Here is a 25,358-nt window from a genome sequence, read left to right as displayed (position 1 = left end):
CCGCGAAGTTAAGAGCGCCGCCGGCGCGGGCGTTATCAAGATTTGGCAAACCACCGCGCGCGCGTGGCGGACGGCAGTTCGCCGAACAGGCGCGTGTAGTCGATGGCAAAGCGCGACAGGTGCCAGAAGCCCCAGCGCGCGGCGATGTCGCCGATGGTGTCGTCGCGGCAGGCCTGCATCTCGCAGCGCACGCGGTTCAGGCGCATCACGCGCAGGTAGGTGACGGGGCTCAGGTGCAGCACGTCCTCGAAGGCGTACTGCAGCGAGCGCCGCGACACGCCCGTGGCCGCGCACAGGTCGGGCACGCTGATGGGCTCGTCGGCGTGCGCCTGCATGTACTCGCGCGCCTTCGCCACGATGTGGCGGCGCGCCGCCGAGCTGGCGGGCAGCCGGGCCTCGAAGGCGTCGGAGCCCATGCACTGCAGCACCGCGTCGGCCAGCGACAGCGACAGCATGTGGCGCGCGGCCGGCTGTTCCAGCTGCGCGAGGTTGTCGCGCGCCAGCGACAGGGCGGCGCCGAGCAGGCGGGTGAAGGCGCTCTCGTCGAAGCCGGAATGTTCGACCGGCGCGGGCACCGGCATGCGCAGCGCGAAGTCGGGGCCGAACAGCGTGGCGGCCAGGTCGGCCAGCGGTTCGGTGTCGACGCACACGGCCATCAGGTCCATGCCGGCGCCGGCCAGCAGCTCGAACTCGCGCTGCGGCGACAGCGCGATGAGCCGCCGCCCGTCGAGGTCATGGCCGCAGTACCAGCTGCCCGGGGCCGTGACGTCGATCACGGCCAGGCACAGCGCGCCCGGACGGCCGAGGCCGTGCTGCAGCACCGTCTGGTTGGCGTGTTCGTGGAACACCTGCACGAAGTCGAGGTGCAGGTCTTCGGACAGCCCCTCGAAGCGGCCGTTCGAGAGCTGCTCGTAGTGCTGTTTCCAGGTGCCCACGCCCGAGGCCTGGGCCTGGGCTTCGGTGGTGAGTTGTCGGCTGAAATGAAGGAGCTCGGTCATGGTGCGCGCCGGCGCAGTTGCCATCGCTCCACCGATGAGCAGAAACCGTGCCTGTCAGCGCGCAGTGTGTGGGAAGCGCCGCCGGCCGACCACGTTGCTTACCCTTGGTCGGGCCGGCCCGGGGCGCCTACTCGAGCGTCAGGCCGATGTCCTTCACCAGCGCGCCCCAGTCCCGCAGGTCGTTCCGGATGGTGGTGGCGAACTGGTCGGGCGTGTTCTGCGGCAGGTCGTTGAAGTTCAGCTCGTACATGCGGCGCACCACCGCGGGGTCGCGCAGCACCTGGTTCACGGCCTCGTTGAGCTTCTTCACGATCGCGGGTGGCGTCTTGGCCGGCGCCATCAGGCCGTACCAGGCGTAGGTGGTGAAGGGGTAGCCGCTCTCGGTCATGGTCGGCACGTCGGGCAGCATCGGGATGCGCGAGGGGCCGCTGTTGGCCAGCGCCCGGATGCGGCCGGCGCGCACGATCTCCACGGTCGACGAGATGTCGGCGAACGCCGCATCCACCTGGCCGCCCACCAGGTCCTGCACGCAGGGACCGCTGCCCTTGTAGGGCACGTGCGTCATCACGAGACCGGCCTGCTTCTTCAGGCTTTCCATCGCCAGGTGGCCGCCCGAGCCGGCGCCCCACGAGCAGTAGCTGAGCTTGTCGGGCCGCGCCTTGGCGTAGGCGACGAACTCCTGGATGGTCTTCACCGGCAGGTCCTTGCGCACCAGCAGCAGGTTGCCGCCGCGCCCGACCTGCGCGATCGGCACGAAGTCTTTTTGCGGGTCGTAGGGCAGCTTCTTGTAGAGGCTGGGGTTCACCACCATCGTCGCGGCGTAGGTGAACAGCAGCCGGTAGCCGTCGGGCGTGGCGCGCGCCACCGCCTCGCTGCCGAGGATGCCGTTGGCGCCCGGGCGGTTGTCGACCACGAAGGGCTGCTTCAGGAGCTTGCCGAGGCCGTCGCCGATCAGCCGTGCCATGGTGTCGGTGCCGCCAGCCGGCGCGGTGGGCACCACCAGCGTCACGGGCTTGTCGGGGTAGTTGTCGGCCTGTTGTGCGTGGCTGGCCGTTGCCAGTGCGGCCAGGGAGCAGGCGGCCAGCAGCGTGCGCAGGCCGAAGCGGAAGTGTTGTTGTGTGGTTGTCATGGTCCGTGTCTCCGATGGAAAGGCTTCAGCGGATGCCAAAGCGCGCCTGCGTGCCTTGTTCGATCATGTCCGCGCCCACGCGGTACAGGTTGCGCGAGACGTAACTGGGCACTTCGCGCGCCCGCTCGCGCAGCCATTCGGCCTTGAGCGAGCGCGCCTCGGCGATCTCCAGCGCGTCGCCCTCGGCGGTGGCCAGCAGGTCGATCACGTGCAGCGCGAGCTGCCACTGCTTGGCTGCGGCCAGCGTGCGTGCCTGGTCGATCACGCCGCGCTTGTCGGTGATGGCGTCGGCCACCGCGCGGCCGATGGCCTCGGGCGCGGCCGGATGCAGCGAGGTCGGGTTACGGTCCCACCAGCCGTTCTCGGAGCGGTAGATGTCGCGCACGATGTAGCCGGGGTCGCCGTAGGTCGGTTTCATCCAGTCGACCGCGAACAGCTCGTCGGGAAAGCGGATGCGCGCCAGGATGTCGCGCTCGTTGAGCCCGTCGTTCATGAGCCGCACCACCTCGGCGCGCAGCCAGCGCAGCGCGCGCGCCGTGTGCCCGAGCACGCGCTGCACCTGGTCTTCGCCTTCGAGCGTGGCGCCGAATTCGCGCACCGCCTTGCGCGGCTTCAATGCCGCCAGCGCCTCCAGCGTGTCGGCCCAGCGCACCGTGTCGCGCATCGTGCGAAAGGGCGTGCCGATGTTGGGAATCGAATCGATCAGCGCCGCGCCGCCGTACAGCACGCGCTGCGCCGGGCTCCACAGCGCGATCGCGTCGTCGGTTTCCGAGGGCGCCCAGCGCAACTCGATGCGGCGCTCGCCGCTGCCGATCTGCAGCACGTCGTCGAAGGTCTCGGTGGGCGGGTGCGTCACGAGCCGGTGGTCGAAGAAGCCCGGCGGGCGGTTGAACTGGATCTCGGCCATGCGGTGCTGCAGGGCCATCGTCTCGCCGTAGCGCGCCAGGCGGCGCGGCACGTTGCGGTGCGCAATGATCCGCGGCGGTGCATCGCCGCGCGCGGCGGCATGGGCCAGCCACATCGGCACGCCGGCGTTGTAGCCGATGTGGCCGTGGCTGAAGCACAGCGCATGCACCGGCGCGTCGCTGAGCTGGCGCAGCGCATCGATCATGCCCTGCGTCACCGAGCCGCCCGGGCCAGCGTCGACCACGACCAGACCCACGTCGGTCTCGGCCACGAACGACTGCCCCTGCCCGCGCAGGATGTGCAGGCCCGGCGCGACGGTCTCGGTGCCGGTGCCGACGATGAGGAAGGGCTTTTCTTTTTCTTCTGCTGCTGCTGCTTGGGGTTTTTCAACGGTGGCGGTCATGCGGAATCCTTGGTAGCGGTGAGAGGCGGCAGCACATAGCGGCCGTCGAGCAGTTCGGTGCGCGGCACGTAGGCGCGCAGGCAGAGGTAGAAGCTGCCTTCGGGCGCCGGCAGCCAGTTGGCGAGCGCGGCCTCGCTGTCGGGACGCGCGTGCTGGATGTGCAGCGTGAGCCCGCCGTCCGCATCGCGCCGCAGCCCCGGCGTGCGGTCGCCGATGGCGTAGCGGTCGATCGGGTTGTCGACCAGCATGTAGTCGCGCGCGTCGTACATCGTGAGCGACCAGAAGGCGTCGACCGGCGGCAGCGCGTCGGGGGCGAAGCGCAGCGTGTAGCGGCGCTGGCCGGTGAGCGGCTCGCCTGCGGCGTCGTGCCAGGCCATCGGGTAAGTGGCCTCGCGGCTTTCGAGCATGCCGATGTACTTGAGCGCGACCAGCGCGCGCGCGAGGTGATCGTCACCAAAGCTTCCTTCGACCAGCGGCATCTGCACCCAGCCCGAGGCCGTGGTGCGGCCCGACTGCGCTTCGCGCAGCCGCGGCAGCACGGTATCGAGCGCGGCCTGCAGCGCGGCGCGCTGGCCGTCGTCGAGCGCGCCTGCGCCAGCGCCGATTCCGAGCGCGGCATAGCGCGCAAGCTGCGCCGCATCAGCGGCCGGCGGCGCGTTGTCGCGCAGCGCCGCGTTCACCTGCGCAGCGAAGTGCTCCGCAGTGAGCGGCGCCTTCGGGTCGCAGGCCGGGTCGAAGGCGCGCGGCTTCGAGGCACGGCCGGCCTGCCAGTCGGCCAGCGTGCGCACGAGAAAGCCGTCTTGCAGCGCGTTGACGGCCGGCACATCCTGCGGGCCGTCGACCAGCAGGCGCCCGATGATCCACAGCCAGCGCGTGGGCGCCTCGATGCGCGCACCCGGCGCGTCGAACGCCGCGGGCAGCGTGCCGCGCCATCCCGGCGGCGTGACCACGAAGGACCGCGCCGCTGTGCCGGTGAGGCGCTGCCCGAGATGGGCAAAGGGGTTGGTGAAGAAGTCGAGCAGGCCCAGCACGTAGTAGCGGCCGGCGGTGTCGGGCACGTCGATCACCAGCGGGCCGTCGCCCAGGTCGAGCCAGGCGTTGGTGTAGAGCGTGTCGTTGTTCGGCGTGACGACGCGGCTCTTGCCCGCGCGCAGCAGCTGGCGCGCGTGCGTGAACACGTTGCACCAGCGCTGTGGCCGCGGCGCCTCGCCGGCGGCATCGGTGCGCTGCGGCGAGGTGGCCGCGCGCATGCGGCACATCTCGAAGAGCGGGTAGGCGTAGACCACGGCCTCTTCGGCCACGGCGTGCAGGGTGTCGGTGTGCAGCTGCATCGTGCTCAGTCCTGTTGCGCTTGCAGCGCCGGAATGCGCCAGCTCTGCACGCCTTCGCGCGGGTAGTACATGCGCAGGATCAGGTAGAAGCGCCCGGCCGGCGCGGGCAGCCAGTTGGCGGCATCGGCGGGGCGCGCGTGGCTCACCACGAGTTCGAGGCTGCCGTCGGTGTTGCGCTGCAGGCCCGGTGTGCGGTCGCCGATGGCGTGGCGGCGGATCTCGTTGGGGTAGAGAAAACGGTCGGTGTCGTACAGCGTGACCGACCAGAACGCGTCCGCAGGCGGCAGGTCGCCGGCCTCGAAGCGCATCGCGTAGCGGCGCTGGCCGTCCAGCGGCTCCTGCTTGGCGTCGTGGTGCGCGGCGGCGTACACCGCCTCGCTCGTGGCCAGCGCGCCCAAGCCCAGGTAGGCGGTGCGCGCGCGGCCGAGGAACTCGTTGCCGTAGCGGCCGGTGGCCGGCGTCATCGACCAGGGCTTGGGCCGGCGATTGCGGCCCACCGCACCGACCAGCTGTACGCCTTCGGCGAAGCCTTCGATGAGGCCTTCGCGCAGCGGTGCTTCGAGCGCGTCCCACGAGAACGCCGCGTTCGCCAGCAGGCCGCCCTGGCCAAACCACGCGACGAGGCCGCGGTCTTCCACGCGGCCCGGCGCCTCGGCCAGTGCGTGGCACACGTTGGTGAAGAAGCGCGGCGCCACGTCTGCGGCCGGCTCGCCGTGCTCGAAGGCGGCGGCCATGGCGTCCTCGTGCGGACCGGCCCACTGTTCGATGGCGGCCGGGCGGCCCTGCAGCACGGTGCCGGGCGCGGGCGCGAGCTGGATCTCCGACTGCAGCGCACGCGCGGCCGGCCAGTCGCTTTCATCGCCCACGAGGATGCGGCCGATGAGCCAGACGAGATTGGTGGGGCAGCGCACCACGCGATGGGCCGCGAGCGATTCCGGCACCATGCCGCCGGGGCCGACGAGCACCACGGTCTCGCCGTCGGGGTTGCAGTTGCGCGGGCCCAGGTTTTCGAAGTTCTCGGTGTAGGCGTCGTACAGCGGCAGTACGAAATAACGCCCCGGATGCCGCGACGACGCGGGCACCGTGAGCAGCATCGGCCCGTCGGCCAGGTGCAGCCAGGCCATGGTGTAGAGCAGGTCGTTGGCCGGCGTGACCACGTCGCGGTCCTGGTCGGTGGACGGGCGCGGCGCGTGGTGCAGCGTGTTCATCGGCGCGCGCACGTCGGAGCCGGCCGAGGCGCCGCTGCGGCGTTCGGCGCGCGGCGCGGTCTGCATCGCGCAGGTGCGGTAGGTCTCGGTGAGCGGATAGCCATAGACGAAGGCGGCCAGGCCGATGGAGCGGGCGAGCGCCTTGCGGGCGACGGCGATGTCGGGCGTGGAGACGGGAGCGTTCATGGAAAATACCTCGGAGCTGGGGTTCGAAAAAATCGGGGTGGGCGGCGCTTCAATCGAGCTTCACGCCCGTGGCCTGCGTGAGCTTCAGCGTCACGGGAAGGAAGGCCTTGTAGGCCGCGGTGGCTTCGGGCGGCAGGTTGCCCACGGGCTCGGCACCGAGCTCCTCGATGCGCCGGCTCACCTCGGGCTGGCGCACCACCGCGCTGACCTCGCGGCCCAGGCGCTCGATGACGGCATCGGGCGTCCTGGCCGGCGCCATCAGCGAGGTCGGTCCGGTCATCGCGTAGACCTCGTCGGCGTAGCCCTGCTCGGCGAAGGTCGGCACGTCGGGCAGCGCACGGGCGCGCCGCGTGCCGGCCACGGCCAGCGGGCGCAGCTTGCCGGCCTTGATGTACGGCTGCAGCGTGGTGATGGAGCCCACGGTCATCTGGATCACGCCGCCGATCAGGTCGATCGCCATCGGGCTCTCGCCCTTGTAGGGCACATGCATCGTCTGCAGGCCGTAGGCCTTGTCCATGTAGACCTGCACCTGGTGCGGCTGCGTGCCGGAGCCCCACGAGCCCATCGAGTACTTGCCGGGCGTGGCCTTCACGGTGGCGATGAGGCTCTTGAAGTCGGTGGCCTGCACCGATGGGTGCACCGCCAGCACGGTGCGCGTGGTGGCGATGTCCGACACCATGCGCAGGTCGGTGCGCGGGTCGTAGGGCAGCTTGCTGTAGAGCACGAGGTTCGCCGTGACGGGCCCCGGCACCGTGAGCAGCAGCGTGTAGCCGTCGGGCGGGCTCTTGGCGACGTAGTCGGTGCCGATGATCCCGCCCGCGCCGCTGCGGTTCTCGACCACCACCGGCTGGCCGAGCCGCTTCGACAGCCCCTCGGCCACGAGCCGCGCGAGAATGTCGGTCGAGCCGCCCGCCTGGTACTGCACGATGATGCGCACGGGCTTGGAGGGGAAGGGCGCCTCCGTCGCGGCCGCCGCCGCGCCTGCCGCGAGGGCCAGCGCCGCGCCCAGGCCGAGTGCGCGCGAGAGGCCGTTCTTCGATGTCGTCGTCATGCGATGTCTCCGGTGGTTGTTGTGGTTGTTCGTCAGGCTGCGCGGCCGACGATCAGCGCGTCGACCGCCACGCAGCCGCCCTCGGCCTGCGGGCGTGCGATCAGCGGGTTGATCTCGGCGCTGTCGAGCGAGTCGCCCGCGCGCTGTGCAAAGTCGGCGAGCGCGCACAGCGCATCGGCGATCGAATCGAGGTCGACCGGCGGCCGGCCGCGCGCGCCGTTCAGGATCGCGAAGGCGCGCAGCTCGCGCACCATCGCCAGTGCGTCGTCGCGCGTGATGGGCAGCGCGCGCAACGACACATCGCGCAGCGTCTCGACGTGGATGCCGCCCAGGCCGAACATCAGCACCGGCCCGAACACCGGGTCGCGGTGCACGCCCGCGATGCACTCGACGCCGCCGGTCAGCATGCGTGCCACCAGCGCGCCATCGAGCCGCGCCTCCGGCCGCGCCGTGAGCGCGTGGTCGCGCGTGCGCTCGAAGGCCGCGCGCGCCTGCGCCCCCCCGCGCAGCCCGAGTGCCACACCGCCGACGTCCGACTTGTGCGGAATGTCGGCGCTGACGATCTTCACAACGACGGCCTCGCCGAGCGCCTCGGCGGCAGCTGCAGCTTCGTCGGCGCTGCGCACCACGCGGTGCGCGACGACGGGCACGCCCGCGTCGGCGAGCAGCGCGAGCGCGTCGGGCTCGGACATCGTGCCGGGCGCGAGCGTCAACGAAGCCTTGATCGACGTGGGCGCCGCGATCACGGCAGCGGCAGGCTTCAGCCCCGCGAGCGCAGCGATCGTGCGGATGCCATCCGACGGATCGGCGAACACCAGGCAGCGCATCGCCTCGAGCTCGGCGCGACGTTCCGGCGACAGCAGCGTACTCACCGCCAGCAGCGTGTCGGGATAGGCCTCGCGCAGTGACGTCACGAGTGAGCGCAGCACCGGCCAGAACGCGTCCGACGCACCTGCAGCCGCAAGGAAACCCATCCACGACGCGAAGCCGCGGTCGTCGAGCATCACGCGCGCCGTGCGCTCGATGAGCGTCATGTCGTTGGTCACCTGCCCCGTGATGTCGACCGGGTTGCGCGGCGCCGCGAAGGGCACCCAGCTGCGCAGCGTGTCCTGCGCGGCATCGCCCAGCGGCTGGACGTCGAGGCCCTGCGCCGAGGCCTCGTCGGCCATCAGCGCGCCGACGCCGCCCGAGAGCGTGAACAGGCCGATCGAGCGGTCGCGCGGGCGGCCCGCCACGGCCGCGCTGTGGGCCAGGTCGAAGAACTCCGTGAGGTTGCGCGCGCGCAGCACGCCGTACTGGCGGAACACGGCGTCGTACACCGCGTCGTCGCCCGCCAGCGCCGCGGTGTGCGAGGCCGCGGCCTCGGCGCCCAGCGCGGTGCGCCCGACCTTGACCATCACCACCGGCTTGCCGTTGGCCTGCGCCAGGGCCAGCGCCGCGCGCAGCCGGGGGCCGTCGCGGCAGCCTTCCATGTAGGCCATGATCACGTCGGTGTCGGGGTCCTGCGCGAGCCAGGCCAGGCAGTCGGCGACCTGCACGTCGGCCTCGTTGCCGGTGGTGGCCCACAGCGACAGGCCGACGCCGCGCGCCCGCGCCATCGCGTAGGCATAGGCGCCGAACGCGCCCGACTGGCTCACGAGCCCGATGCGCCCCGGCATCACGCGGCCCACGCCGGGCGCCGGCGAGAAGGTCGCGTACACATGGCGCGCCACGTTCATGAAGCCCAGGCAGTTGGGGCCGATCAGCCGCACGCCGGCGGCACGCGCCTTGTCCCCGAGCCGCGCCTGCGCCGCCGCGCCCTCGGCGCCCACTTCCGCGAAGCCCGAGGAGAACAGCACCACGCCTTTCACACCGGCCGCAATGGCGTCGTCGAGCGCGCCGTCGACCAGCGCCGACGGCACCGCGAGGATGGCCAGGTCCACCGGCTGGCCGATGGCGCGCAGGCTCGGGAAGGCCGGCAGGTCCTGGATGCGGTCGGCGTTCGGATTGACCGGGTACAGCGCGCCCTCGAAGCCGAAGCGGCGTTGGTAGTCGACGGGGATGCCGCCGATCTTCTGCGCATTGGACGAGGCGCCGACCACCGCGATGGAGCGCGGTGCGAACAGGGCGGACAAAGACTCGGCTTGTGAAGAGAAGAAATCCATGGGCGTGTCGAAGGTCAGAAGTTGTGGCGGATGCCGGTGGCGAGCACGCGCACGTCGTTGCCGCTGTGGGCGACCACCGGAATGGTCCCGAGCGAGGCCGAGGCGCCGTGCCGGTTCAGCAGGCGCAGCCAGCGCGCGTAGACCACGGTGCGCTTGCTCAGGTAGTAGTCGTAGCCCAGCGTCCACGCCAGCTGCGAGCGTTCGCTCTCGGCCACCTTGCGCTGCGTGGCGCCGAAGATGAGATTCGACGTGGGCGTCACGTTGTAGGTGGCGCCCAGGTTCACGAGCTTCGCGGTCGGCACGTGGGGCAGGCTCGACGCGTTGCGCACGTAGCTCGCGTACAGCTGCAGGCCGATCGACGGCAGCTCGTACGAGCCGGTCACGGCTTGATAGGTCGTGGTGGCGGGCGAGGCCACGGGCGCCGCGGCCGAGCCCGAGCGTGCGCGCTGGAAGGCGTAGGCGATGTAGTACGGCTTGCGCGCCCAGCCGATGTTGCCGCCGTAGACGTTGCCGCTCTGGTGGCTCAGCGCGCTCGATTCGCCGGGTGCGTAGGCCAGGTCGGCAAAGAATTCCATGCTGGCCGGCGTGCGGTAGCGAACCATGTTGCTGGCGCGGGCCGCAAAGGGCGTGATGCCTGTCTGCGCGTCGGTGGCGGCCACGAGGTTGATCGGCGAGAACACCGAGTTCAGGCCATAGGGGTCGGCCTTGAACAGCGCATAGAACATCGGCGTGTACATGCGGCCCGCGTCGATCTGGCCCCATGGCGCCGAGAAGCCGACGAAGGACTGCCGACTGAACGACATCGCGGGGCCGGGCAGCGTGCCGTTGCCGGTGTCGGGCGCAAAGCCGCTCTCCAGCGTGAAGTGCGCGCCCATGCCGCCACCGAGGTCTTCGGTGCCGCGAAAGCCGATGCGCGAGGCGGTCTGGCCGCCGTCTTCGAGCCGCGTCGACGAGGCGGCGCCCGACTTGGCGTGCGCCACGTACAGGTCGACCGTGCCGTAGACGGTGACGGTGCTCTGCGCGAGTGCAAGGGTGGAGGCCGCGAGCGCGAGGCCGGCGGTGGCTGTCTTCTTCATGGGGTGTTGTCTCCGGGTGCGGCGTGCCGCTTGTGTGCTTGTCGATGTCCGGGGCTTACGATAGAAATGAAGACCCGCCAAATCTGTCAACGCTTTGACAGATTGGTGAACATCAAGGCAGGGAGAACCCGCTGGCCCGATCGACTGTTTCCACCCCCAAGGACGCGCTGAACGCCGAAGAGAGCGCCGATCTGCTCGAGCGCGCGCTGCGCTGGAACGAGCTCTTCTCGCACTGGCCCGACACGCTGCGCGCCGAACTCATGAAGTCCGCGCGCCTGGTGCGCTACCGCCGCCGCACGCAGGTGCTGGCGAGCGACCGCCGCAAGCGCGAGCTGCTGGCGGTGGTGTCAGGCTGCCTCGAAATCAGCAACATGAACCCGCAGGGGCGCAAGTACGTCAACGCGCTGCTCGGCCCCGGCCAGGTGGCGCCGCTGGTGCGCCTGCTGGCCGACGTGCCGCTGCCCTACGACTACCACGCGCACGAAGATTCGGTGATCGTCCACCTGCCGAGCGATGCCGTGATCGCGCTGCTCGACGCCGAGCCCGTGCTGTGGCGCGACGTGGCCAAGCTGGCCCTGCAGCGTCAGCGGCTGAGCGTGATGCTGCTGCAGGGCCAGATGCTGAACTCCGTGCGTGCGCGGGTGGCCGCCACGCTGACGAGCGTGATCCATTTCTACGGCATGCAGGTGAAGGCGGCGGCGAGCCTGCCCGTGCGCCTGTCGCAGAACGACCTCGCGGCGATGCTCGGGCTGTCGCGCCAGACCATCAACAAGGAGCTGGGGCGGCTGGTCGCAGAAGGCGTGATCGACATGAGCTACAAGCGCATCCGCATCGTGGACCCGGAGCGGCTCATGCTCATCGCGGCCGGCGCCGAGCCGCAATGAGCGGCGTTGCGTCAGCTCAGGGGTGGATCTTCTCGCCCTTGGCGAGCATCTCGACGAACTGCGCGATGCGACGGGCGCGTGTCTCGGGCTTCTTTGCGCCCTGCGTGCGGAACAGCACCGCATAGCGGTTGCGCGCATCCAGCGTGGCGAAGAAGGCCTTCGCGGTGCGGTTGGCGTCGAGCGCGGCCTGCAGGTCGGGCGGCACGGTCGCCACGCTGGCGGCGTCGTAGGCCGCGTCCCAGCGGCCGTCGGCGCGGGCACGTTCCACCTCGGCCAGGCCACCCGGCTGCATGCGGCCGTCGTCGATGAGCTTCAGCACCTTGTCGCGGTTGATCTTCGACCAGATGCTGCGCGCGGTGCGCGGCGTGAAGCGCTGCAAAAAGAACTGCGCGTCCTGGCTCTTGCGCTGGCCGTCGATCCAGCCGAAGCACAGCGCGATCTCCAGCGCCTCGGGATGGTCGACGGAGGCGATGCCGCTGGCTTTCTTCGCGATGCGCAGCCAGACGCCGGCGTGCGCGGCGTGGTGCTTCTGGTACCAACGCAGCAGTGCTGCGGCGTCGGCACATTCGAGCGGCGTGTCGTCGACGATGCGGTCCGTCTTGACCACTGTCTTCTTCGCCGCCGGGCTCACGGCACCCACCAGTAGCGCAGCGCGTGGAAGTAGATCGGCGCCGCGAAGATCACCGAGTCGAGCCGGTCGAGCATGCCGCCGTGGCCTTCGATCATGGAGCCCCAGTCCTTCACGCCGCGGTCGCGCTTGATGGCCGACATCACGAGCCCGCCGAAGAAGCCCAGCAGGCAGATCATGAAGGCCATGAGCGCGGCTTGCCACGGGTTGAAGGGCGTGGCCCAGTACAGCGCCGCGCCCATCGCGGTGGCGCTGGCGACGCCGCCGATCAGGCCTTCCCAGGTCTTCGAGGGCGACAGCTCGGGCGCCACCTTGCGCTTGCCGAAGAGCTTGCCCCACACGTACTGCAGCACATCGCTGCCCTGCACGACGATGACGAGGAAGGCGATCAGCAGCAGGTTGCGGCCCTCGAAGCCCGGAATCTGCAGCGTGAGCAGCGCCGGCACGTGGCTGATGCAGAACACGCACACCATCAGGCCCCACTGGATCTTCGAGGTGCGCTCCAGGAAGCGCTGCGTGTCGCCTCCCACGGCCGCCAAAATCGGCAGCAGCAGGAAGGCGTAGACGGGGATGTAGATCGAGTACAGCCCGTACCAGTCGATCCAGATCAGGAAGTACTGGCCCGGCAGCGCGACGAAGAAGGCCAGCGCAATCGCACCGTGGTCGCCGCGCCGCGTGTAGGCCAGGCTGATGAACTCGCGCAGCGCATAGAACGAGATCAGGTAGAACAGCACGATCACGCCACCCTTGCCGAAGGCAAAGGCCAGGCCGATCACCGCCACCATCACCCACCACGCGTTGACGCGCGAGTTGAGGTTGTCGATCACCGAGTGCGGCTGGCCGTGCGCCACGCGCCACTTGAGCAGCGCACCGATCGAAGAGGCCAGCACCAGCACGCCGAAGACGCCGCCGAAGAGCTTGAAGGTGGTCCAGGCGAAGGGAGAGAGTTCGATCACGAGGCGGTCCCTCCGTTGGTCTCGATGCGGTCGTACTCGGGGCGCAGGTCGAGCATGGCGGTGCGCGCGCGGGCAAGGAAGGCGACCTTGTCTTCGCCTTCTTCGAGCTGGATCGGCGCGCCGAAGCGCACCGTGCAGGCCAGCGGAATCGGCACCAGCGTGCCCTTGGGCAGCACGCGCTTGAGGTTCTCGATCCACACCGGCACCAGCCGCACGGTGGGGCAGGCGCGCGCCAGGTGGAACAGGCCGCTCTTGAGCGGCAGCAGGATGTCGTCGCCCGTGTTGCGCGTGCCCTCGGGGAACATGATGAGCGAGTCGCCGCCTTCCAGCGCCTCCTTCATCTGGTCGACCGGGTTGCCGCCCTGGCCCGAGCCGTCGCGGCGGATCATGAGCGCGTTGAACACGTCCTTGCCGATGAAGTTGCGCAGCTTCGAGGCCTCCCAGTAGTCCTGCCCGGCCACGGGCCGCGTGAGCGCGCGCAGGTCGGAGGGCAGCGTGGCCCACAGGAGCACGAAGTCACCGTGGCTCGTGTGGTTGGCGAAGTACAGCGTCTGCTCGGCCTTGGGCGTGGTGCCCGACCAGAGGGCGCGCACGCCGGTCAGCAGGCCGGCCGCGCCGATGATGAGCTGGCCCGCCACCACCGCGAGCCCGCGGCGCACGATGGCACCTGGCCGGGCGCTGTCGTCGCTGCTGTCGTTCTTGTTGGTGCCGTTGTCGTTGTTGTTCAAGCGAGTTCCTGTGTCATGAGAGCGAGGAGGAACAGCGCGTTCTGGCAGGCGATCACGATGGCGTGGCGCTGCATGAGTTGGCGGGTTCCCTGCACGCGGTCGGCGAGCGCGCGGGCGCTGGGGTGCGGCGGCGGGTCGCGCAGCCCGAGCACGGAGAGCGCGTTGTCCAGCGCACCCAAGGTAGCGATCTGGCCGTTGGCCAAGCCTTCGAACAGCGCCTGGTCCAGCCGCAGCCGGAAGGCGAAGTAGCGTTCGAGCACGCCCAGCACCATCACCCCCGCAAAAGCCAGGATGGCGGTGTTCGACAGCGCGCGCAGCGTGAGCGCCAGCACCAGCGCCGCGATGCAGGTGAGCGCGAAGCCCCAGAGGGCGAGCGCGGCCGCCGCGCGCAACAGGCCGGCCAGGGTGGTGCAGGTGGCGCGTTCGTTGTCAGTCATGGCGCGAGGGTCCTCCAAGGGGGTCGAGTGCGGCGCGCCAGACGGCGTGCAGCACGATCTGGGGGCGTGCGCGGCGCACGGTGTCTTCGGCGTGGGCCAGACCGTGGTCGCGGCCCAGCCAGGCGATCACGGCGCCGGCGCTGCGCGAGAAGCCCAGCGCGCAGCAGACCCACACGGCCGTGCCGTCGGCCACTGCCGCGCGGCGCTGGCCTTCGATGACGGCCGCCGCGCGGCGCAGGCGCACGGGCGGCGGCACCACGAGGTCGAGCAGCGGCACGCAGCGCGCATGCGTGGGCGGCACGCCGGCGGGCAGTTGCAGTTCGGCGCACAGGCTCACGAGCCGGGGCTGGCCGGCGGCCAGCCATTCGGCCTGCGTGGGGCGCCGGCCGAGCCAAAGGCCCGGCACCACCTCGACCGAGGCCGGCAGCTTGCGCGTCCAGAGCCACACATTGAAGGCCGCGCCCAGGCGGTAGGGCGCCAACAGCCAGCGCGCCGCCCAGCCCATGCGGCCGTGGCCGTCCATCTGGAAGCCGCGCGCGCCGAAGCCGAGGTAGTTGAGCGCCACCAGCGCGAGCGCCGCCGCCGGCCACGCCAGCCACAGCGCCACGCCGCCCGTCGCCAGCGCCGCGAACAGGCACAGCACCGCGCCCACGGCGTAGAAGCCCGCGAGCTTCAGCCGCTGCGGATCGCGCGCCAGGCGCCATGCGCGCAGCATCGACAAGCGGCGCGCCATCGGCCACAGCCACACGCAGAAGATGCCGAGCAGCGCGCCGGTCGGGATGTCGATGAAGTGGTGCTGCCAGGTCGTGAGCACCGAAGCGCAGATCGCGAAGGCCCACACATGCAGCACCAGCCGCGCCCACAGCGGCCGGATGAAGCGCCGGTACCAGTCCCACAGGATCACGGCCAGCGCGATGTGCAGCGAGGGCGCCTGGTTGTAGGGCTGGTCGAAGCCGCGCAGCGCGTTGAACAGGAAGGCCGGTGCGCCCTCCACCGGCGGCTGGCCGAAGCTGAAGTGCAGCGGCCAGAAGATGAAGCAGGTGCAGGCGATGAGCGTGGCGCTCACGAGCCGCAGCGCATGCCGGTCGAGCGTGTGGCGGTCGCGCGCCAGGAACAGCGACAGCGCGTAGAAGACGTTGATGGTCCAGTACGGAAAGATCGTCCAGGCCCAGAAGGGCAGCTGCCGCTCCCAGTCGAAGGCCATCGACGGCACGCTGGCGCGCGTGGTGGCCCACCAGTTCGCGAAGCCGTAGGTCGCGTAGAACAGCGGCCCCAGCAGCACCAGCCATGCGGCGGCGCGTTTCCAGGGCCGGGGCGCCAGCCGGGCGGTCATTGCGCGACGCGCACCGCCAGCGACACCGTGAAGATCCCCCACTCGTCCACGCGCTGGTCGATCTTGCGGAAGCCCGCTTCTTCGACCAGCTGGTCCATCTCGGCCTGCGTGCGCCGGCGCATCACCCAGGCTTCGCCCTGGCGGTGGCTGGTGAGCGCGCGCGCGATCATTTCGAGCTGCGGGTGCCACGGCTGGCCGGTGTAGACCAGGTAGCCCCGGTCTTCCACCGCGTCACCCACGCCCGCGAGCGAGCGGCGCACCATCTCGTTGTCGGGGAACAGCTCGTACAGCCCCGACACCACGGCCAGCGTGGGCCGCGGCGTGACGCTCGCGAGGCTCATGCGGTCGAAGGCGTCGGCCTGCACGAACTGGGCGACGTCTTCCAGGCCCTTCTCGGCGATCAGGGCCGTGCCGTCGCGCACGTTGATGTCGCTGTAGTCGCGCAGCAGGACCGAGCTGGCCTTCACCGGGCTGGCCAGCACGGCGTCGAGCACGTAGCGGCCGTGGCCGGCCGCGATGTCCATGAGCCGCACCTCGCGGTGCATCTCGACCAGCCGCTCCATCGCGATGCGCAGCAGTTCTTCGACGTGGACTTTGCGCTGGCGGATGCCGCGCCAGCCGATGGAGTCGAGGTAGGTGCGATCGACCGAGCGGCCCAGCGCGCCCTTGCCCTGCGGCTGGTTGCGGTAGACGTAGTCGAGCGTGCTGCCCGAGTCGAAGCCGGTGGCGTGGCCCAGCGCCACGCCGCTGGACAGCGCGCCGCCCACGCGCAGTCCGCCGCGCGTCATGGCCCAGTAGGCGCCGCGCGGCGACAGCGGCGAGAGCGGTTCGGCCAGCGCGCGCGACTCGTCGGCCGTGTGGCCGCTCAGGTGCGCCTCGCGCAGGTCGACCGGCACGGCCGGCTCGTCGAAGCGCTGCAGGATGAACTCGCGGATCGACGCCACCGCGGGCGCCCGGTCTTTCTCGCCCAGCGTGTCGTGGAAGAAGCCCGGCAGCACCGTCTTCGTCTTGACTGCGCTGCCCAGCCGATCGAAGAACTGGTGCTGCGGCTTGTGATGCACCACCCAGTCGGCGCCCGAAATGAGCAGCTGCACCGGCAGCGTGATGGCGTTCGCGTCGGCCACCACGCGGTCGGCCGCCTCGTACAGGCCCAGCAGGATGTTGACGGCAATGGGGCGCGAGATCAGCGGGTCGTTCGTGTAGCTCTCGATGCGCTCGGGGTCGTGCGTGAGGAACTTCGGCTTCACGTAGCTGTTCACGAAGAACAGTCCGCGCAGCTTGTGCATGAGCGCCAGCCCCGGCCGCGCGAACGGCACGTAGAGCTTGACCTTGAAGGCCGGCGAGGCCAGCGTGAGGCCGCGCACCTTGGGGGCGTAGTCGTGCGCCCAGGTGGCGATCAGCACCGCGCCCACGCTCTGCGCGACCACGTGGATGTCCTGCTCGGGCACGCCGTGCGCGGCGGCGATGTGCTGCACGAAGGTCTGCACGTCGCGCACCGAGGTGCCGAAGCTGGGGCTGTAGCCGCGCGGGCCCGGCGAGCGGCCGTGGCCGCGCGCGTCCCAGGCGAAGAGGTCGAAATCGGGCAGATTCAGTTCGTCGACCAGGTGCGCCATGCGCGCGCCGTGCTCATGGCCGCGGTGGAACAGCAGCACGGCACCGCGCCGTGCGCCGCTGGTGGCCGGCCAGTGGCGGTAGAACAGCGATTCGCCGTCGTGCGTGCGGAAGTGGTGCTCGGCGGCAACGCGGGGTGCGGAAAGGGTCATGGAGCGGGTTCTTTTCTATTTATTTGTGTGGGGGTGTTTCAGGCGGCGGTCGCTTCGGCTTCGGCCAAGGCGCGGCGGATGCGGTTGACGACCGTCCAGGCCACCAGCGCAGCCAGCAGCGGCATCAGCAGCGCCGTCCAGCCTGGCAGCGGCCCGCCAAGGGCGACATACAACCCGAGCGCGCCGAACACGAAGGCCCGGTCGCTCTTGCCCATCGGCCCGTCGTAACGGCGCGAGGCGCCCACCGTCGGGCCCAGCGCGCCGGCGAATTCGCTCAGCCCGGCCAGCACGATGACCGTGCCGACCCAGAACGGCGCGAACGGCACCACGAGCACGAAGGGCAGGTAGAGCGCGGCATCGGAGACCACGTCGGTGAGTTCGTTGAGGAAGGCGCCCAGCTTGCTCTGTTGGTGGTGTTCGCGGGCCAGCATGCCGTCGATGGCGTTGAAAGCCATGCGCAGGAACATCCAGGCGGGGATCAGGCCGAAGGCCGCCAGCGAGGGCGCGGCGAAGAACAGCCAGAGCCCGAGCCCGACCGACACCGCGCAGGCCGCCAGCGTCACCTGGTTGGCCGTCACGCCCATCGCATGCAGCCGGACCACGAGCGGTCGCAGCAGTGCCTGGAAACGCGGTTTCAGTTCGTAGATGGACACGCCTGACCTTCCCCTCGTTTTGTTGTAGTGGCCGATCATTCTGCCAGTGTGAAAAGTGGCCCCCACGCCCGGCACTTCGCGCTCTCTCGGCCCCCTGAGGGGACACTCGCTCGCTGGGGGCGGCCCGGCGCGGCGCTCGGACTAAACTTGCCTCCGAAGCCCCACCCCCAATGACCATCCAGACCGACGATTTCGCCCCCGCCCCGCAACGCGTGGTGTCCGCCGCCCCGGCCTCGCCCAACGAGGAGGCGATCGAGCGGGCCCTGCGGCCCAAGCTGCTCGACGAGTACGTCGGCCAGGCCAAGGTGCGCGAGCAGCTCGAGATCTTCATCGGCGCGGCGCGCAAGCGCAAAGAAGCGCTCGACCACGTGCTGCTGTTCGGCCCGCCGGGCCTGGGCAAGACCACGCTGTCGCACATCATTGCGGCCGAACTGGGCGTCAACCTGCGCCAGACCTCGGGCCCCGTGCTCGAGAAGCCCAAGGACCTGGCGGCATTGCTGACCAACCTCGAGCCGAACGACGTGCTCTTCATCGACGAAATCCACCGCCTGAGCCCGGTCGTCGAAGAAATTTTGTACCCCGCGCTGGAGGACTACCAGATCGACATCATGATCGGCGAGGGCCCCGCGGCGCGCAGCATCAAGCTCGACCTGCAGCCCTTCACGCTGGTGGGCGCCACCACCCGCGCCGGCATGCTCACCAACCCGCTGCGCGACCGCTTCGGCATCGTCGCGCGGCTGGAGTTCTACACGCCCGAAGAACTCGCGCTCATCGTGACCCGCAGCGCCCGCCTGCTCAAGGTCGAGACCGACGCGGCCGGCGGCTTCGAGATCGCGCGCCGTTCGCGCGGCACGCCCCGCATCGCCAACCGCCTGCTGCGCCGCGTGCGCGACTACGCCGAGGTGAAGGGCGACGGCCGCATCACCGAAGACATCGCGCACAAGGCACTCGCCATGCTCGACGTCGATCCGCAGGGCTTCGACCTCATGGACCGCAAGCTGCTCGAGGCCGTCATTCACCGCTTCGACGGCGGCCCAGTCGGCCTGGACAACGTGGCCGCCAGCATCGGCGAAGAGCGCGACACCATCGAAGACGTGATCGAGCCCTACCTCATCCAGCAGGGTTATCTGCAACGCACGCCGCGCGGGCGCATCGCCACGCTCGCGGCCTACCGCCACCTGGGCGTGACGCCGCCGTCGAGCCGCTCGGACGGACAAGACCTTTTCGGAGCCTGAGAATTCCATGCACACCCATGACCTGAGCGCCTGGCAGCACGACCACCATTTCGGCGCGGGCAATGCCGCCGCCGAACGCAGCACCCGCCTCGTGATGTGGATCACCGCCGCCATGATGGTGATCGAGATCGGCGCCGGCTGGTGGTTCAACTCCATGGCACTCTTGGCCGACGGCTGGCACATGAGCTCGCACGCGCTGGCCATCGGCCTGAGCGCCTTCGCCTACGCCGCCGCGCGGCGCTACGCCCGCGACCCGCGCTTTGCCTTCGGCACCTGGAAGATCGAGGTGCTCGGCGGCTTCGCGAGCGCGCTGCTGCTGCTGGGCGTCGCCGCGCTCATGGTGATCGGCTCGCTGGAGCGGCTGTGGTCGCCCGTGGCCATCCACTACCCCGAAGCCATTTCGATCGCGGTGCTGGGGCTGGTCGTGAACCTGGTCTGCGCGCGGCTGCTGGGGCATTCGCACGACCACCACGGCCATGACCACGGGCACGGTCATGACCACCACGGTCACGATCACGCGCATGGCCACGACCTCAACCTGCGCTCCGCCTACCTGCACGTGGTGGCCGACGCCGCCACCTCGGTGCTCGCCATCGCGGCGCTGCTGGGCGGCTGGTTCTACGGCTGGTCCTGGCTCGACCCCGCCATGGGCATCGTCGGCGCCGTGCTCGTCGCCGTCTGGGCCAAGGGCCTGCTGAAGGAAACCGGCAAGGTCCTCCTCGACCGCGAGATGGACCACCCCGTCACCGAAGAAATCCGCGAAGGCGTCGAGACGATGCTGGCCGATTCCGAAACCCGCGTGGCCGACCTGCACGTCTGGCGCGTCGGCCGCGATGCGTATGCGTGCGCGCTCACGGTGGTGACGCACTCGGCCACGCTCACCGCAGATCAGGTGCGGGCGTGCTTCTCAATGCATGAGGAGATTCGGCACTCGACGGTGGAGATTCAGCGCTGCGCGGAGTAGGTTGAGGTCTTGCTCCTTCCCCCTTTGGGGGAAGGTTGGGATGGGGGCAGGCAGAGCGCCCAATGGATACGCCGCATGCCCCCACCCCCGCCCTCCCCCGGAAGGGGAGGGAGAAAGTCAGGCCCCCGGCCGCCGGATGTGCCGCACGATCAGCATCTGCGCCGTGTAGTACGTCGACAGCACCCACAGCGACGCCAGCAGCAGCGGCGACACGAACCGGTTGATCGCCAGCAGCGCATCGCTCAGCATGAAGAAGCAGGCGCCCACCGCCACCCACAGCGCGGCCGGGTCGCTTGAACGCAGCACCGCGGCGCGGCCGATGGCCTGCGCCGCCATGCAGGCGATCACCACCACATAGAACCCGACCGGGATGCGCAGCGCCACCGGCAGGCCGCCCTGCCACAAGAAGGCGTACATGCCCGCGCCGATCAGCAGCGTGGCTGCCAGCGCGCGCGGGCGCGGAAACAGGCCGACGCCGATGCGGAACAGCGCGATGTACGCCAGGTGCGCGAGCAGGAAGCACACGAGCCCGGGCACGAACAGGTTCGCCGGCCCCATCAGCAGCACGTCACCCGCGAGCGAGGCGACCAGGCCGGTGAGCAGCAATGCATCGAAGCGCGTCACGCCGCCGGCCTGCTGTTGCGCGCGCCGGGCTGCGAAGACGATCGCGATCGCCAAGGCCAGCGGCTTGCAGACGAGGTGCAGCCAGCCGATGCCCAGTGCCGCACTCGCCGTGGCCAGCGCGGCCGCCTCGACCAGCAGCACCTCGGTGACCGAGAGCCGCCCCTGCAGCACCGCGCCGACCGCCCACAGCCCGGCCGTGAGCGCGGCCAGCCAGACGGCGGCCTGCGGCAGCGGCAGGGCGTCGGAGAACCAGAGGAACACCGTCACCGCGGCCAGCAGCCCAAGGAACTGCAGGCCCGCGAACCACTGCACGCCGCGGCTCACCATGGGCTCGTAGCGCGTCACCTGCGTGATGTCGAAGGCGGGCTTGGGGTAGCGCGCCGCCACATCGTCCGGGCGCCAGCCGGGCGGCTTGAACCACACGCGCAGCTTGTCGGACCAGCGGCGCGCGCGCCATGAGTCGCGCGCCAGCGCCCAGTACACCTCGGCATTGGCCCAGAGCGGGTCCCAGCTTTTCAGCTCGCCGCGCGTGCCGTAAACGCAGCGTTCGTCCTCTTCGCGGAAGGTGCCGAAGAGGCGGTCCCACACGATCAGCACGCCGCCGTAGTTGCGGTCGAGGTACGTGTCGTTCACCGCGTGGTGCACGCGGTGGTTCGAGGGCGAGCAGAACCAGCGGTCGAACCAGCCCAGCTTGCCGACCTGCTCGGTGTGGACCCAGAACTGGTAGAGCAGGTCGATGAGCGCCACCACGCCGAACACCAGCGGCGGCACGCCGGCCACGGCCATCGGCAGGTAGAAGACCCAGCCCAGCAGCGCGCCGCTCGACGTCTGCCGCAGCGCGGTCGACAGGTTGTAGTGCTGGCTCTGGTGATGCACCACATGCGCCGCCCACAGCACGGCCGACTCGTGGCCCATGCGGTGCAGCCAGTAGTAGCAGAAGTCGTAGAACACCAGCGCCAGCAGCCAGCCGTACCAGGTGGTCCAGAACTCGCGCGCCGCGTCTTGCGGAAAGAGCGCCACTGCCGAATACACGGCGGTGTAGATGCCGATGCGCAGCAGCCCCGTGAGCACCGCGCTGATCTGGCTCAGCATGCCCAGCCCGATGCTGTTCACGGCGTCGGCCAGGCGGTAGGTGTCCTGGCCGGTGCCGCGGCGGGCGCGCGCGCGGCCGACCGCGAACTCGATCGCGATGAGCAAAAAGAACACGGGGGACGCGAGAACGATGATCTGGCCAGGGCGCATCGTGTGATTGTGGCGTTGCCCTGCGGCCACGCGTCACCGGGATGTCACGGAGTCGCCATCGTGCGGTCACGCGCGGCTGCGAACCTACCGGACCATGCAACGCGACGACGCTTTCCTTCGCGCCTGGCGCGACACCGCGATCCAGCCTCCCGAGCCGGAGGACGACGATGCGGCGCGTCCGGCGCTGCGCTATCGCACCCTCTGGATCTCCGACCTGCACCTGGGCACGCCCGGCTGCCAGGCGCGGGCGCTGCTCGACTTTTTGAAGTACACCGAGTGCGAGACGCTGTTTTTGGTCGGCGACATCATCGACGGCTGGCAGCTCAAGCGCCACTGGTACTGGCCGCAGGCGCACAACGACGTGATCCAGAAGCTGTTGCGCAAGGCACGCAAGGGCACGCGCGTGATCTTCATTCCGGGCAACCACGACGAGTTCGCCCGCAAGTACCTCAACCACAACTTCGGCGGCATCGACGTGGCCGACGAATGGATCCACGAAACCGCCGACGGTCGCAAGCTGTGGATCATCCACGGCGACCTGTTCGACGGCGTGATCCAGTGCGCCAAGTGGCTGGCTTACGTGGGCGACTCGCTCTATGAGTTCACGCTCAAGCTCAACCGGCATCTGAACTCGCTGCGTGCGCGCATGGGGCTGCCGTACTGGTCGCTCTCGAAGTACCTCAAGGGCAAGGTCAAGCGCGCCGTGAGCTACGTGGGCGACTTCGAGAACGCCGTGGCCCGCGAGGCCCGCAACCGCGGCGCGCAGGGCGTGGTCTGCGGCCACATCCACCACGCCGAGATGCGCGACATCGACGGCATCCTGTACTGCAACGACGGCGACTGGGTGGAAAGCCTCACCGCGCTGGCCGAGCATGCCGACGGGACGCTCGAGATCATCGACTGGGCGCAGCACATGCCCGTCGGGACGCAAGCGGTGCCGGTGCACGAAGCGGTCGCGGCCTGAACGTTCTTCAGCCCTGCGCGGGCCTCGAGGGAAGGAAAAAGCGCTCACCGCCGCCGTGGGGCATCCACGTTCGTCCGATCCGACGATGCCGCGCGGGCGCGCGGGCCGCACACTTGCCAGGTGTGAACCCTGTGAGACAACACCATGGCCTGGACACTCAGCGCGGCAGAGACCGCGTTTCGCGACGAGGTTCGCGACTTTCTCGCGCGCGAGCTGACGCCTGAGCTGCGCGCCGCGGGGCGCCGCTGCTCCGGCATCTTCACTGACTACGCGGACGGCAACCGCTGGCACCGCGTGCTGGCGCAGCGTGGCTGGAGCGTGCCGCACTGGCCGGTGGAACACGGCGGCACCGGCTGGACGCCGATGCAGCACTACCTCTTCGCGAGCGAGCTGGCCGCGGCCGACGCACCGCCGCGCGCGCCCATGGGCCCCGGCATGGTCGCGCCGGTGATCATCGCCTTCGGCACCGAGGCGCAGAAGCAGGCCTGGCTGCCCGGCATACGCTCAGGCGAGGACTACTGGTGCCAGGGCTACTCGGAGCCGCAGTCTGGGTCTGACCTGGCGTCGCTGCAGTGCAAGGCGGTGCGTGACGGCGACGACTACGTCATCAACGGCACCAAGATCTGGACCACCCACGCGCAGTACGCCAACCGCATGTTCTGCCTCGTGCGCACGGCCTCGGGCGGCAAGGCGCAGCAGGGCATCAGCTTCCTGTGCTTCGACATTCCCCAGGCCGGCCTCACCATCCGTCCGATCATCAGCATCTCGGGCGACCACGAGCTCAACCAGGTGTTCTTCGACGACGTGCGCGTGCCCGCCAGCGGCCTCATCGGCGAGGAGAACCAGGGGTGGACGGTGGCCAAATACCTGCTGCAGCACGAGCGCGGCGGGGCCTGGGCGCCGATGCTGCGCGCGCGCCTGCGCCGGCTGCGCACCGCCGCCGACAGCGCCTTTTCGGCTGCAGGCGAGTCTGCCGCCGACGAGGCGCGCGAGATGGCGCTGCGCCTGGCCGAGATGGACTGCGCCATCGATGCGGTCGAGGCTACCGAGCTGCAGTCGCTGCGCGCCCAGGCGCGCGGCGAGCCGCACGGCATCCGGCCCTCGATGGGCAAGGTGATGGGCTCCGAGCTGCGCCAGCGCCTGACCGAACTCGGCGTCGAAATCGCCGCCCACTACGCGGCGGCTGACCTGCCGCTGGACGACAGCCTGCAGGGCGCGCTGGCCGTGCCCGAGGAGGCGGTGTTCTCGATGTCCGCCTACCTCAACGACCGCGCCGCGTCGATCTACGCCGGCTCCAACGAAGTGCAGCGCAACATCATCGCGGCGCAGTTGCTGCAATCCCGCTGAGGCCCCGTTCTCCATGACCACCCTCACTGAACAAGACGACACCCTCGCGATGCTGCGCGACAGCCTCGCGCGCTACCTTGATGACCAGCACGGCTTCGAGCAGCGCCTGCAGGCGCTGGCCGCTGCCGACGACGCACCGCCGCCGTTCTGGCAAGGCCTGGCGCGTGACCTCGGCCTGCTCGGCGCGGCCTTGCCCGAAGCGCAGGGCGGCTTGGGCCTCGGCCTGACCGCGCACCTTGCGCTGATGCCCACGCTGGGCGGCGCGCTCGCGGCCGAGCCCTATCTTTCGACGCTGGTGATCGGCGCCGGCCTGCTGCAGCGCCATCCCGGCGCGATGGCCGATGCGCTGCTCGCGCGCGTCGTCGCGGGGCAGTCCGTGCTGGCCTTCGCGCACGATGAGCCGCACAGTCGCCATGCGCGCGACGACGTGCGCACGAAGCTCGTGCGCGAGGCCGACGGCCGGTTGAAGCTCGACGGTCGCAAGGCCGTGGTGCAGGCCGCGCCATGGGCCAGCCACTTCATCGTCACCGCGCGCAGCGACAAGGGTTTGTCGTTGCTGGTCGTGCCCAAGGATGCTCCCGGCGTGCGGCTGCGCGCCTACCGCACACGCGACGGTGGCCGCGCCGCCGACATCGCCTTCGACGCAGTGCATCTGAATGCCGATGCACTGCTCGGCATCGAAGGCGGCGCGCTGCCGCAGATCGAGCAGGCGCTCGACGAGGCCACGCTCGCGGTCTGCGCCGAGTCCATCGGCATCTTGCGCCGGCTGATGCGCGACACGCTCGACTACGTGCGCCAGCGCAAGCAGTTCGGCGTGCCGATCTCCAGCTTCCAGGTGCTGCAGCACCGGCTCGCCGACATGCACATGGCGCTCGAACAGGCCGACGCGCTCACCGCCAGCGTGGGCGAGGCACTGGCCGGGGGCGCCGATGCGGCGTCGCGCGCCCGCGCCGTGTCGTCCGCCAAGGTCGCGGTCGCCAAGGCCTGCCGCGCCGTGGGGCAGGGCGCGGTGCAGCTGCACGGCGGCATGGGCATGACCGAGGAACTCGCCGTCGGCCATTACGTGCGCCGCGCCACCCTCATCGAAGGCCAGTTCGGCCCGCCCGCGTGGCACCTGCGCCGCGTGGCGCAGCTTCAGCAACAAACATCCTCAGAGCAGCAGTAAACC

At 70.2% G+C, this 25,358-nt stretch carries 22 protein-coding genes; 6 read left to right on the top strand and 16 right to left on the bottom strand.

Features of this window, described 5'->3' with window-relative positions; translation table 11 throughout:
- Nucleotides 1–35: 35 nt before the first annotated feature.
- The 8 genes from RZE79_RS26905 to RZE79_RS26870 all read right to left on the bottom strand — a co-directional run bounded on the left by RZE79_RS26905 (nucleotide 36) and on the right by RZE79_RS26870 (nucleotide 10,432).
- Complete coding sequence (locus RZE79_RS26905) at nucleotides 36–998, bottom strand: helix-turn-helix domain-containing protein (protein ID WP_319357583.1); 963 nt, start codon at nucleotides 996–998, stop codon at nucleotides 36–38.
- 127 nt (nucleotides 999–1,125) lie between these two features.
- Nucleotides 1,126–2,127 (bottom strand): tripartite tricarboxylate transporter substrate binding protein, encoded by a 1,002-nt coding sequence (locus RZE79_RS26900; RefSeq protein WP_319357582.1) that lies wholly within the window; start codon nucleotides 2,125–2,127, stop codon nucleotides 1,126–1,128.
- 25 nt (nucleotides 2,128–2,152) lie between these two features.
- A complete protein-coding gene (locus tag RZE79_RS26895) occupies nucleotides 2,153–3,436 on the bottom strand; it encodes an alkyl sulfatase dimerization domain-containing protein (RefSeq protein WP_319357581.1) in 1,284 nt (427 codons plus the stop codon).
- Entirely contained in the window at nucleotides 3,433–4,767 is a 1,335-nt protein-coding gene (locus RZE79_RS26890; RefSeq protein ID WP_319357580.1) for a DUF1254 domain-containing protein, read from the bottom strand. Before RZE79_RS26890 ends, RZE79_RS26895 begins: the two co-directional genes overlap by 4 nt.
- A gap of 5 nt (nucleotides 4,768–4,772) precedes the next feature.
- Nucleotides 4,773–6,161 carry a DUF1254 domain-containing protein gene (locus tag RZE79_RS26885; RefSeq protein ID WP_319357579.1) on the bottom strand — a complete coding sequence of 463 codons (1,389 nt, stop codon included), beginning with the start codon at nucleotides 6,159–6,161 and terminating at the stop codon, nucleotides 4,773–4,775.
- A 49-nt stretch (nucleotides 6,162–6,210) separates the two neighbouring features.
- Entirely contained in the window at nucleotides 6,211–7,212 is a 1,002-nt protein-coding gene (locus RZE79_RS26880; RefSeq protein WP_319357578.1) for a tripartite tricarboxylate transporter substrate binding protein, read from the bottom strand.
- A gap of 32 nt (nucleotides 7,213–7,244) precedes the next feature.
- A complete protein-coding gene (locus tag RZE79_RS26875) occupies nucleotides 7,245–9,356 on the bottom strand; it encodes an acetate--CoA ligase family protein (protein ID WP_319357577.1) in 2,112 nt (703 codons plus the stop codon).
- Nucleotides 9,357–9,370: 14 nt separating this feature from the next.
- Nucleotides 9,371–10,432 (bottom strand): porin, encoded by a 1,062-nt coding sequence (locus tag RZE79_RS26870; protein ID WP_319357576.1) that lies wholly within the window; start codon nucleotides 10,430–10,432, stop codon nucleotides 9,371–9,373.
- A 260-nt stretch (nucleotides 10,433–10,692) separates the two neighbouring features.
- Here RZE79_RS26870 and RZE79_RS26865 point away from each other — a divergent pair, with 260 nt between their 5' ends.
- Nucleotides 10,693–11,316 carry a Crp/Fnr family transcriptional regulator gene (locus RZE79_RS26865; RefSeq protein ID WP_228121966.1) on the top strand — a complete coding sequence of 208 codons (624 nt, stop codon included), beginning with the start codon at nucleotides 10,693–10,695 and terminating at the stop codon, nucleotides 11,314–11,316.
- A 16-nt stretch (nucleotides 11,317–11,332) separates the two neighbouring features.
- On the opposite strand, the gene RZE79_RS26860 is transcribed toward RZE79_RS26865, so the two are convergent.
- The 7 genes from RZE79_RS26860 to RZE79_RS26830 form a co-directional block, all read right to left on the bottom strand.
- Nucleotides 11,333–11,956: a YdeI/OmpD-associated family protein gene (locus RZE79_RS26860; RefSeq protein WP_319357575.1), complete on the bottom strand. Its 624-nt coding sequence runs from the start codon at nucleotides 11,954–11,956 to the stop codon at nucleotides 11,333–11,335.
- Nucleotides 11,944–12,900 (bottom strand): phosphatidate cytidylyltransferase, encoded by a 957-nt coding sequence (locus tag RZE79_RS26855; protein WP_099793091.1) that lies wholly within the window; start codon nucleotides 12,898–12,900, stop codon nucleotides 11,944–11,946. The genes RZE79_RS26860 and RZE79_RS26855 overlap by 13 nt, the downstream gene beginning before the upstream one ends.
- Entirely contained in the window at nucleotides 12,897–13,562 is a 666-nt protein-coding gene (locus RZE79_RS26850) for a lysophospholipid acyltransferase family protein (RefSeq protein WP_319361307.1), read from the bottom strand. Before RZE79_RS26850 ends, RZE79_RS26855 begins: the two co-directional genes overlap by 4 nt.
- A gap of 62 nt (nucleotides 13,563–13,624) precedes the next feature.
- The gene (locus RZE79_RS26845) at nucleotides 13,625–14,065 is read right to left on the bottom strand and encodes a hypothetical protein (RefSeq protein ID WP_319357574.1); all 441 of its coding nucleotides are present in this window, start codon (nucleotides 14,063–14,065) and stop codon (nucleotides 13,625–13,627) included.
- Nucleotides 14,058–15,398, bottom strand: a complete 1,341-nt coding sequence (locus tag RZE79_RS26840; protein WP_319357573.1) for a phosphatase PAP2/dual specificity phosphatase family protein — start codon at nucleotides 15,396–15,398, stop codon at nucleotides 14,058–14,060. The genes RZE79_RS26845 and RZE79_RS26840 overlap by 8 nt, the downstream gene beginning before the upstream one ends.
- Complete coding sequence (locus RZE79_RS26835; protein ID WP_319357572.1) at nucleotides 15,395–17,161, bottom strand: bifunctional alpha/beta hydrolase/class I SAM-dependent methyltransferase; 1,767 nt, start codon at nucleotides 17,159–17,161, stop codon at nucleotides 15,395–15,397. The genes RZE79_RS26840 and RZE79_RS26835 overlap by 4 nt, the downstream gene beginning before the upstream one ends.
- A gap of 38 nt (nucleotides 17,162–17,199) precedes the next feature.
- On the bottom strand, nucleotides 17,200–17,814 hold the full coding sequence (locus tag RZE79_RS26830; RefSeq protein WP_319357571.1) for a CDP-alcohol phosphatidyltransferase family protein: 615 nt from the start codon (nucleotides 17,812–17,814) through the stop codon (nucleotides 17,200–17,202).
- 170 nt (nucleotides 17,815–17,984) lie between these two features.
- Here RZE79_RS26830 and ruvB point away from each other — a divergent pair, with 170 nt between their 5' ends.
- Entirely contained in the window at nucleotides 17,985–19,049 is a 1,065-nt protein-coding gene (ruvB, locus tag RZE79_RS26825; protein ID WP_099793082.1) for a Holliday junction branch migration DNA helicase RuvB, read from the top strand.
- A gap of 7 nt (nucleotides 19,050–19,056) precedes the next feature.
- Nucleotides 19,057–20,013: a CDF family Co(II)/Ni(II) efflux transporter DmeF gene (dmeF, locus tag RZE79_RS26820; RefSeq protein ID WP_319357570.1), complete on the top strand. Its 957-nt coding sequence runs from the start codon at nucleotides 19,057–19,059 to the stop codon at nucleotides 20,011–20,013.
- A 117-nt stretch (nucleotides 20,014–20,130) separates the two neighbouring features.
- Here the strand turns inward: dmeF and RZE79_RS26815 are convergent, their stop codons facing one another.
- The gene (locus RZE79_RS26815; RefSeq protein ID WP_319357569.1) at nucleotides 20,131–21,879 is read right to left on the bottom strand and encodes a lysoplasmalogenase family protein; all 1,749 of its coding nucleotides are present in this window, start codon (nucleotides 21,877–21,879) and stop codon (nucleotides 20,131–20,133) included.
- A gap of 94 nt (nucleotides 21,880–21,973) precedes the next feature.
- On the opposite strand from RZE79_RS26815, the gene RZE79_RS26810 reads away from it, so the two are divergent.
- The 3 genes from RZE79_RS26810 (at nucleotide 21,974) to RZE79_RS26800 (ending at nucleotide 25,355) form a co-directional block, all read left to right on the top strand.
- Nucleotides 21,974–22,843: a UDP-2,3-diacylglucosamine diphosphatase gene (locus RZE79_RS26810; protein WP_319357568.1), complete on the top strand. Its 870-nt coding sequence runs from the start codon at nucleotides 21,974–21,976 to the stop codon at nucleotides 22,841–22,843.
- Between the two features lie 144 nt (nucleotides 22,844–22,987).
- Nucleotides 22,988–24,190 carry an acyl-CoA dehydrogenase family protein gene (locus RZE79_RS26805; protein WP_319357567.1) on the top strand — a complete coding sequence of 401 codons (1,203 nt, stop codon included), beginning with the start codon at nucleotides 22,988–22,990 and terminating at the stop codon, nucleotides 24,188–24,190.
- 13 nt (nucleotides 24,191–24,203) lie between these two features.
- Nucleotides 24,204–25,355, top strand: coding sequence for an acyl-CoA dehydrogenase family protein (locus RZE79_RS26800; protein WP_319357566.1), 1,152 nt, complete (start codon nucleotides 24,204–24,206; stop codon nucleotides 25,353–25,355).
- Nucleotides 25,356–25,358: the final 3 nt, after the last annotated feature.

Origin of the sequence: Variovorax sp. EBFNA2 (genome assembly GCF_033802765.1) — a bacterium.
Lineage (GTDB): Bacteria > Pseudomonadota > Gammaproteobacteria > Burkholderiales > Burkholderiaceae_C > Variovorax > Variovorax paradoxus_H.
The sequence above is the reverse complement of the archived record's forward strand: the minus strand, read 5'-3'. Positions and strand labels throughout refer to the sequence as shown.

Coding starts and splice junctions, on each gene's coding strand:
- RZE79_RS26800 (WP_319357566.1), top strand. CDS start 24,204: ATGACCACCCTCACTGAACAAGACGACACCCTCGCGATGCTGCGCGAC.
- RZE79_RS26865 (WP_228121966.1), top strand. CDS start 10,693: ATGAAGTCCGCGCGCCTGGTGCGCTACCGCCGCCGCACGCAGGTGCTG.
- RZE79_RS26905 (WP_319357583.1), bottom strand. CDS start 998: ATGACCGAGCTCCTTCATTTCAGCCGACAACTCACCACCGAAGCCCAG.
- RZE79_RS26805 (WP_319357567.1), top strand. CDS start 22,988: ATGGCCTGGACACTCAGCGCGGCAGAGACCGCGTTTCGCGACGAGGTT.
- RZE79_RS26870 (WP_319357576.1), bottom strand. CDS start 10,432: ATGAAGAAGACAGCCACCGCCGGCCTCGCGCTCGCGGCCTCCACCCTT.
- RZE79_RS26875 (WP_319357577.1), bottom strand. CDS start 9,356: ATGGATTTCTTCTCTTCACAAGCCGAGTCTTTGTCCGCCCTGTTCGCA.
- RZE79_RS26900 (WP_319357582.1), bottom strand. CDS start 2,127: ATGACAACCACACAACAACACTTCCGCTTCGGCCTGCGCACGCTGCTG.
- RZE79_RS26890 (WP_319357580.1), bottom strand. CDS start 4,767: ATGCAGCTGCACACCGACACCCTGCACGCCGTGGCCGAAGAGGCCGTG.
- RZE79_RS26880 (WP_319357578.1), bottom strand. CDS start 7,212: ATGACGACGACATCGAAGAACGGCCTCTCGCGCGCACTCGGCCTGGGC.
- RZE79_RS26840 (WP_319357573.1), bottom strand. CDS start 15,398: ATGACCGCCCGGCTGGCGCCCCGGCCCTGGAAACGCGCCGCCGCATGG.
- RZE79_RS26815 (WP_319357569.1), bottom strand. CDS start 21,879: ATGCGCCCTGGCCAGATCATCGTTCTCGCGTCCCCCGTGTTCTTTTTG.
- RZE79_RS26885 (WP_319357579.1), bottom strand. CDS start 6,161: ATGAACGCTCCCGTCTCCACGCCCGACATCGCCGTCGCCCGCAAGGCG.
- dmeF (WP_319357570.1), top strand. CDS start 19,057: ATGCACACCCATGACCTGAGCGCCTGGCAGCACGACCACCATTTCGGC.
- RZE79_RS26810 (WP_319357568.1), top strand. CDS start 21,974: ATGCAACGCGACGACGCTTTCCTTCGCGCCTGGCGCGACACCGCGATC.
- RZE79_RS26845 (WP_319357574.1), bottom strand. CDS start 14,065: ATGACTGACAACGAACGCGCCACCTGCACCACCCTGGCCGGCCTGTTG.
- RZE79_RS26895 (WP_319357581.1), bottom strand. CDS start 3,436: ATGACCGCCACCGTTGAAAAACCCCAAGCAGCAGCAGCAGAAGAAAAA.
- RZE79_RS26835 (WP_319357572.1), bottom strand. CDS start 17,161: ATGACCCTTTCCGCACCCCGCGTTGCCGCCGAGCACCACTTCCGCACG.
- ruvB (WP_099793082.1), top strand. CDS start 17,985: ATGACCATCCAGACCGACGATTTCGCCCCCGCCCCGCAACGCGTGGTG.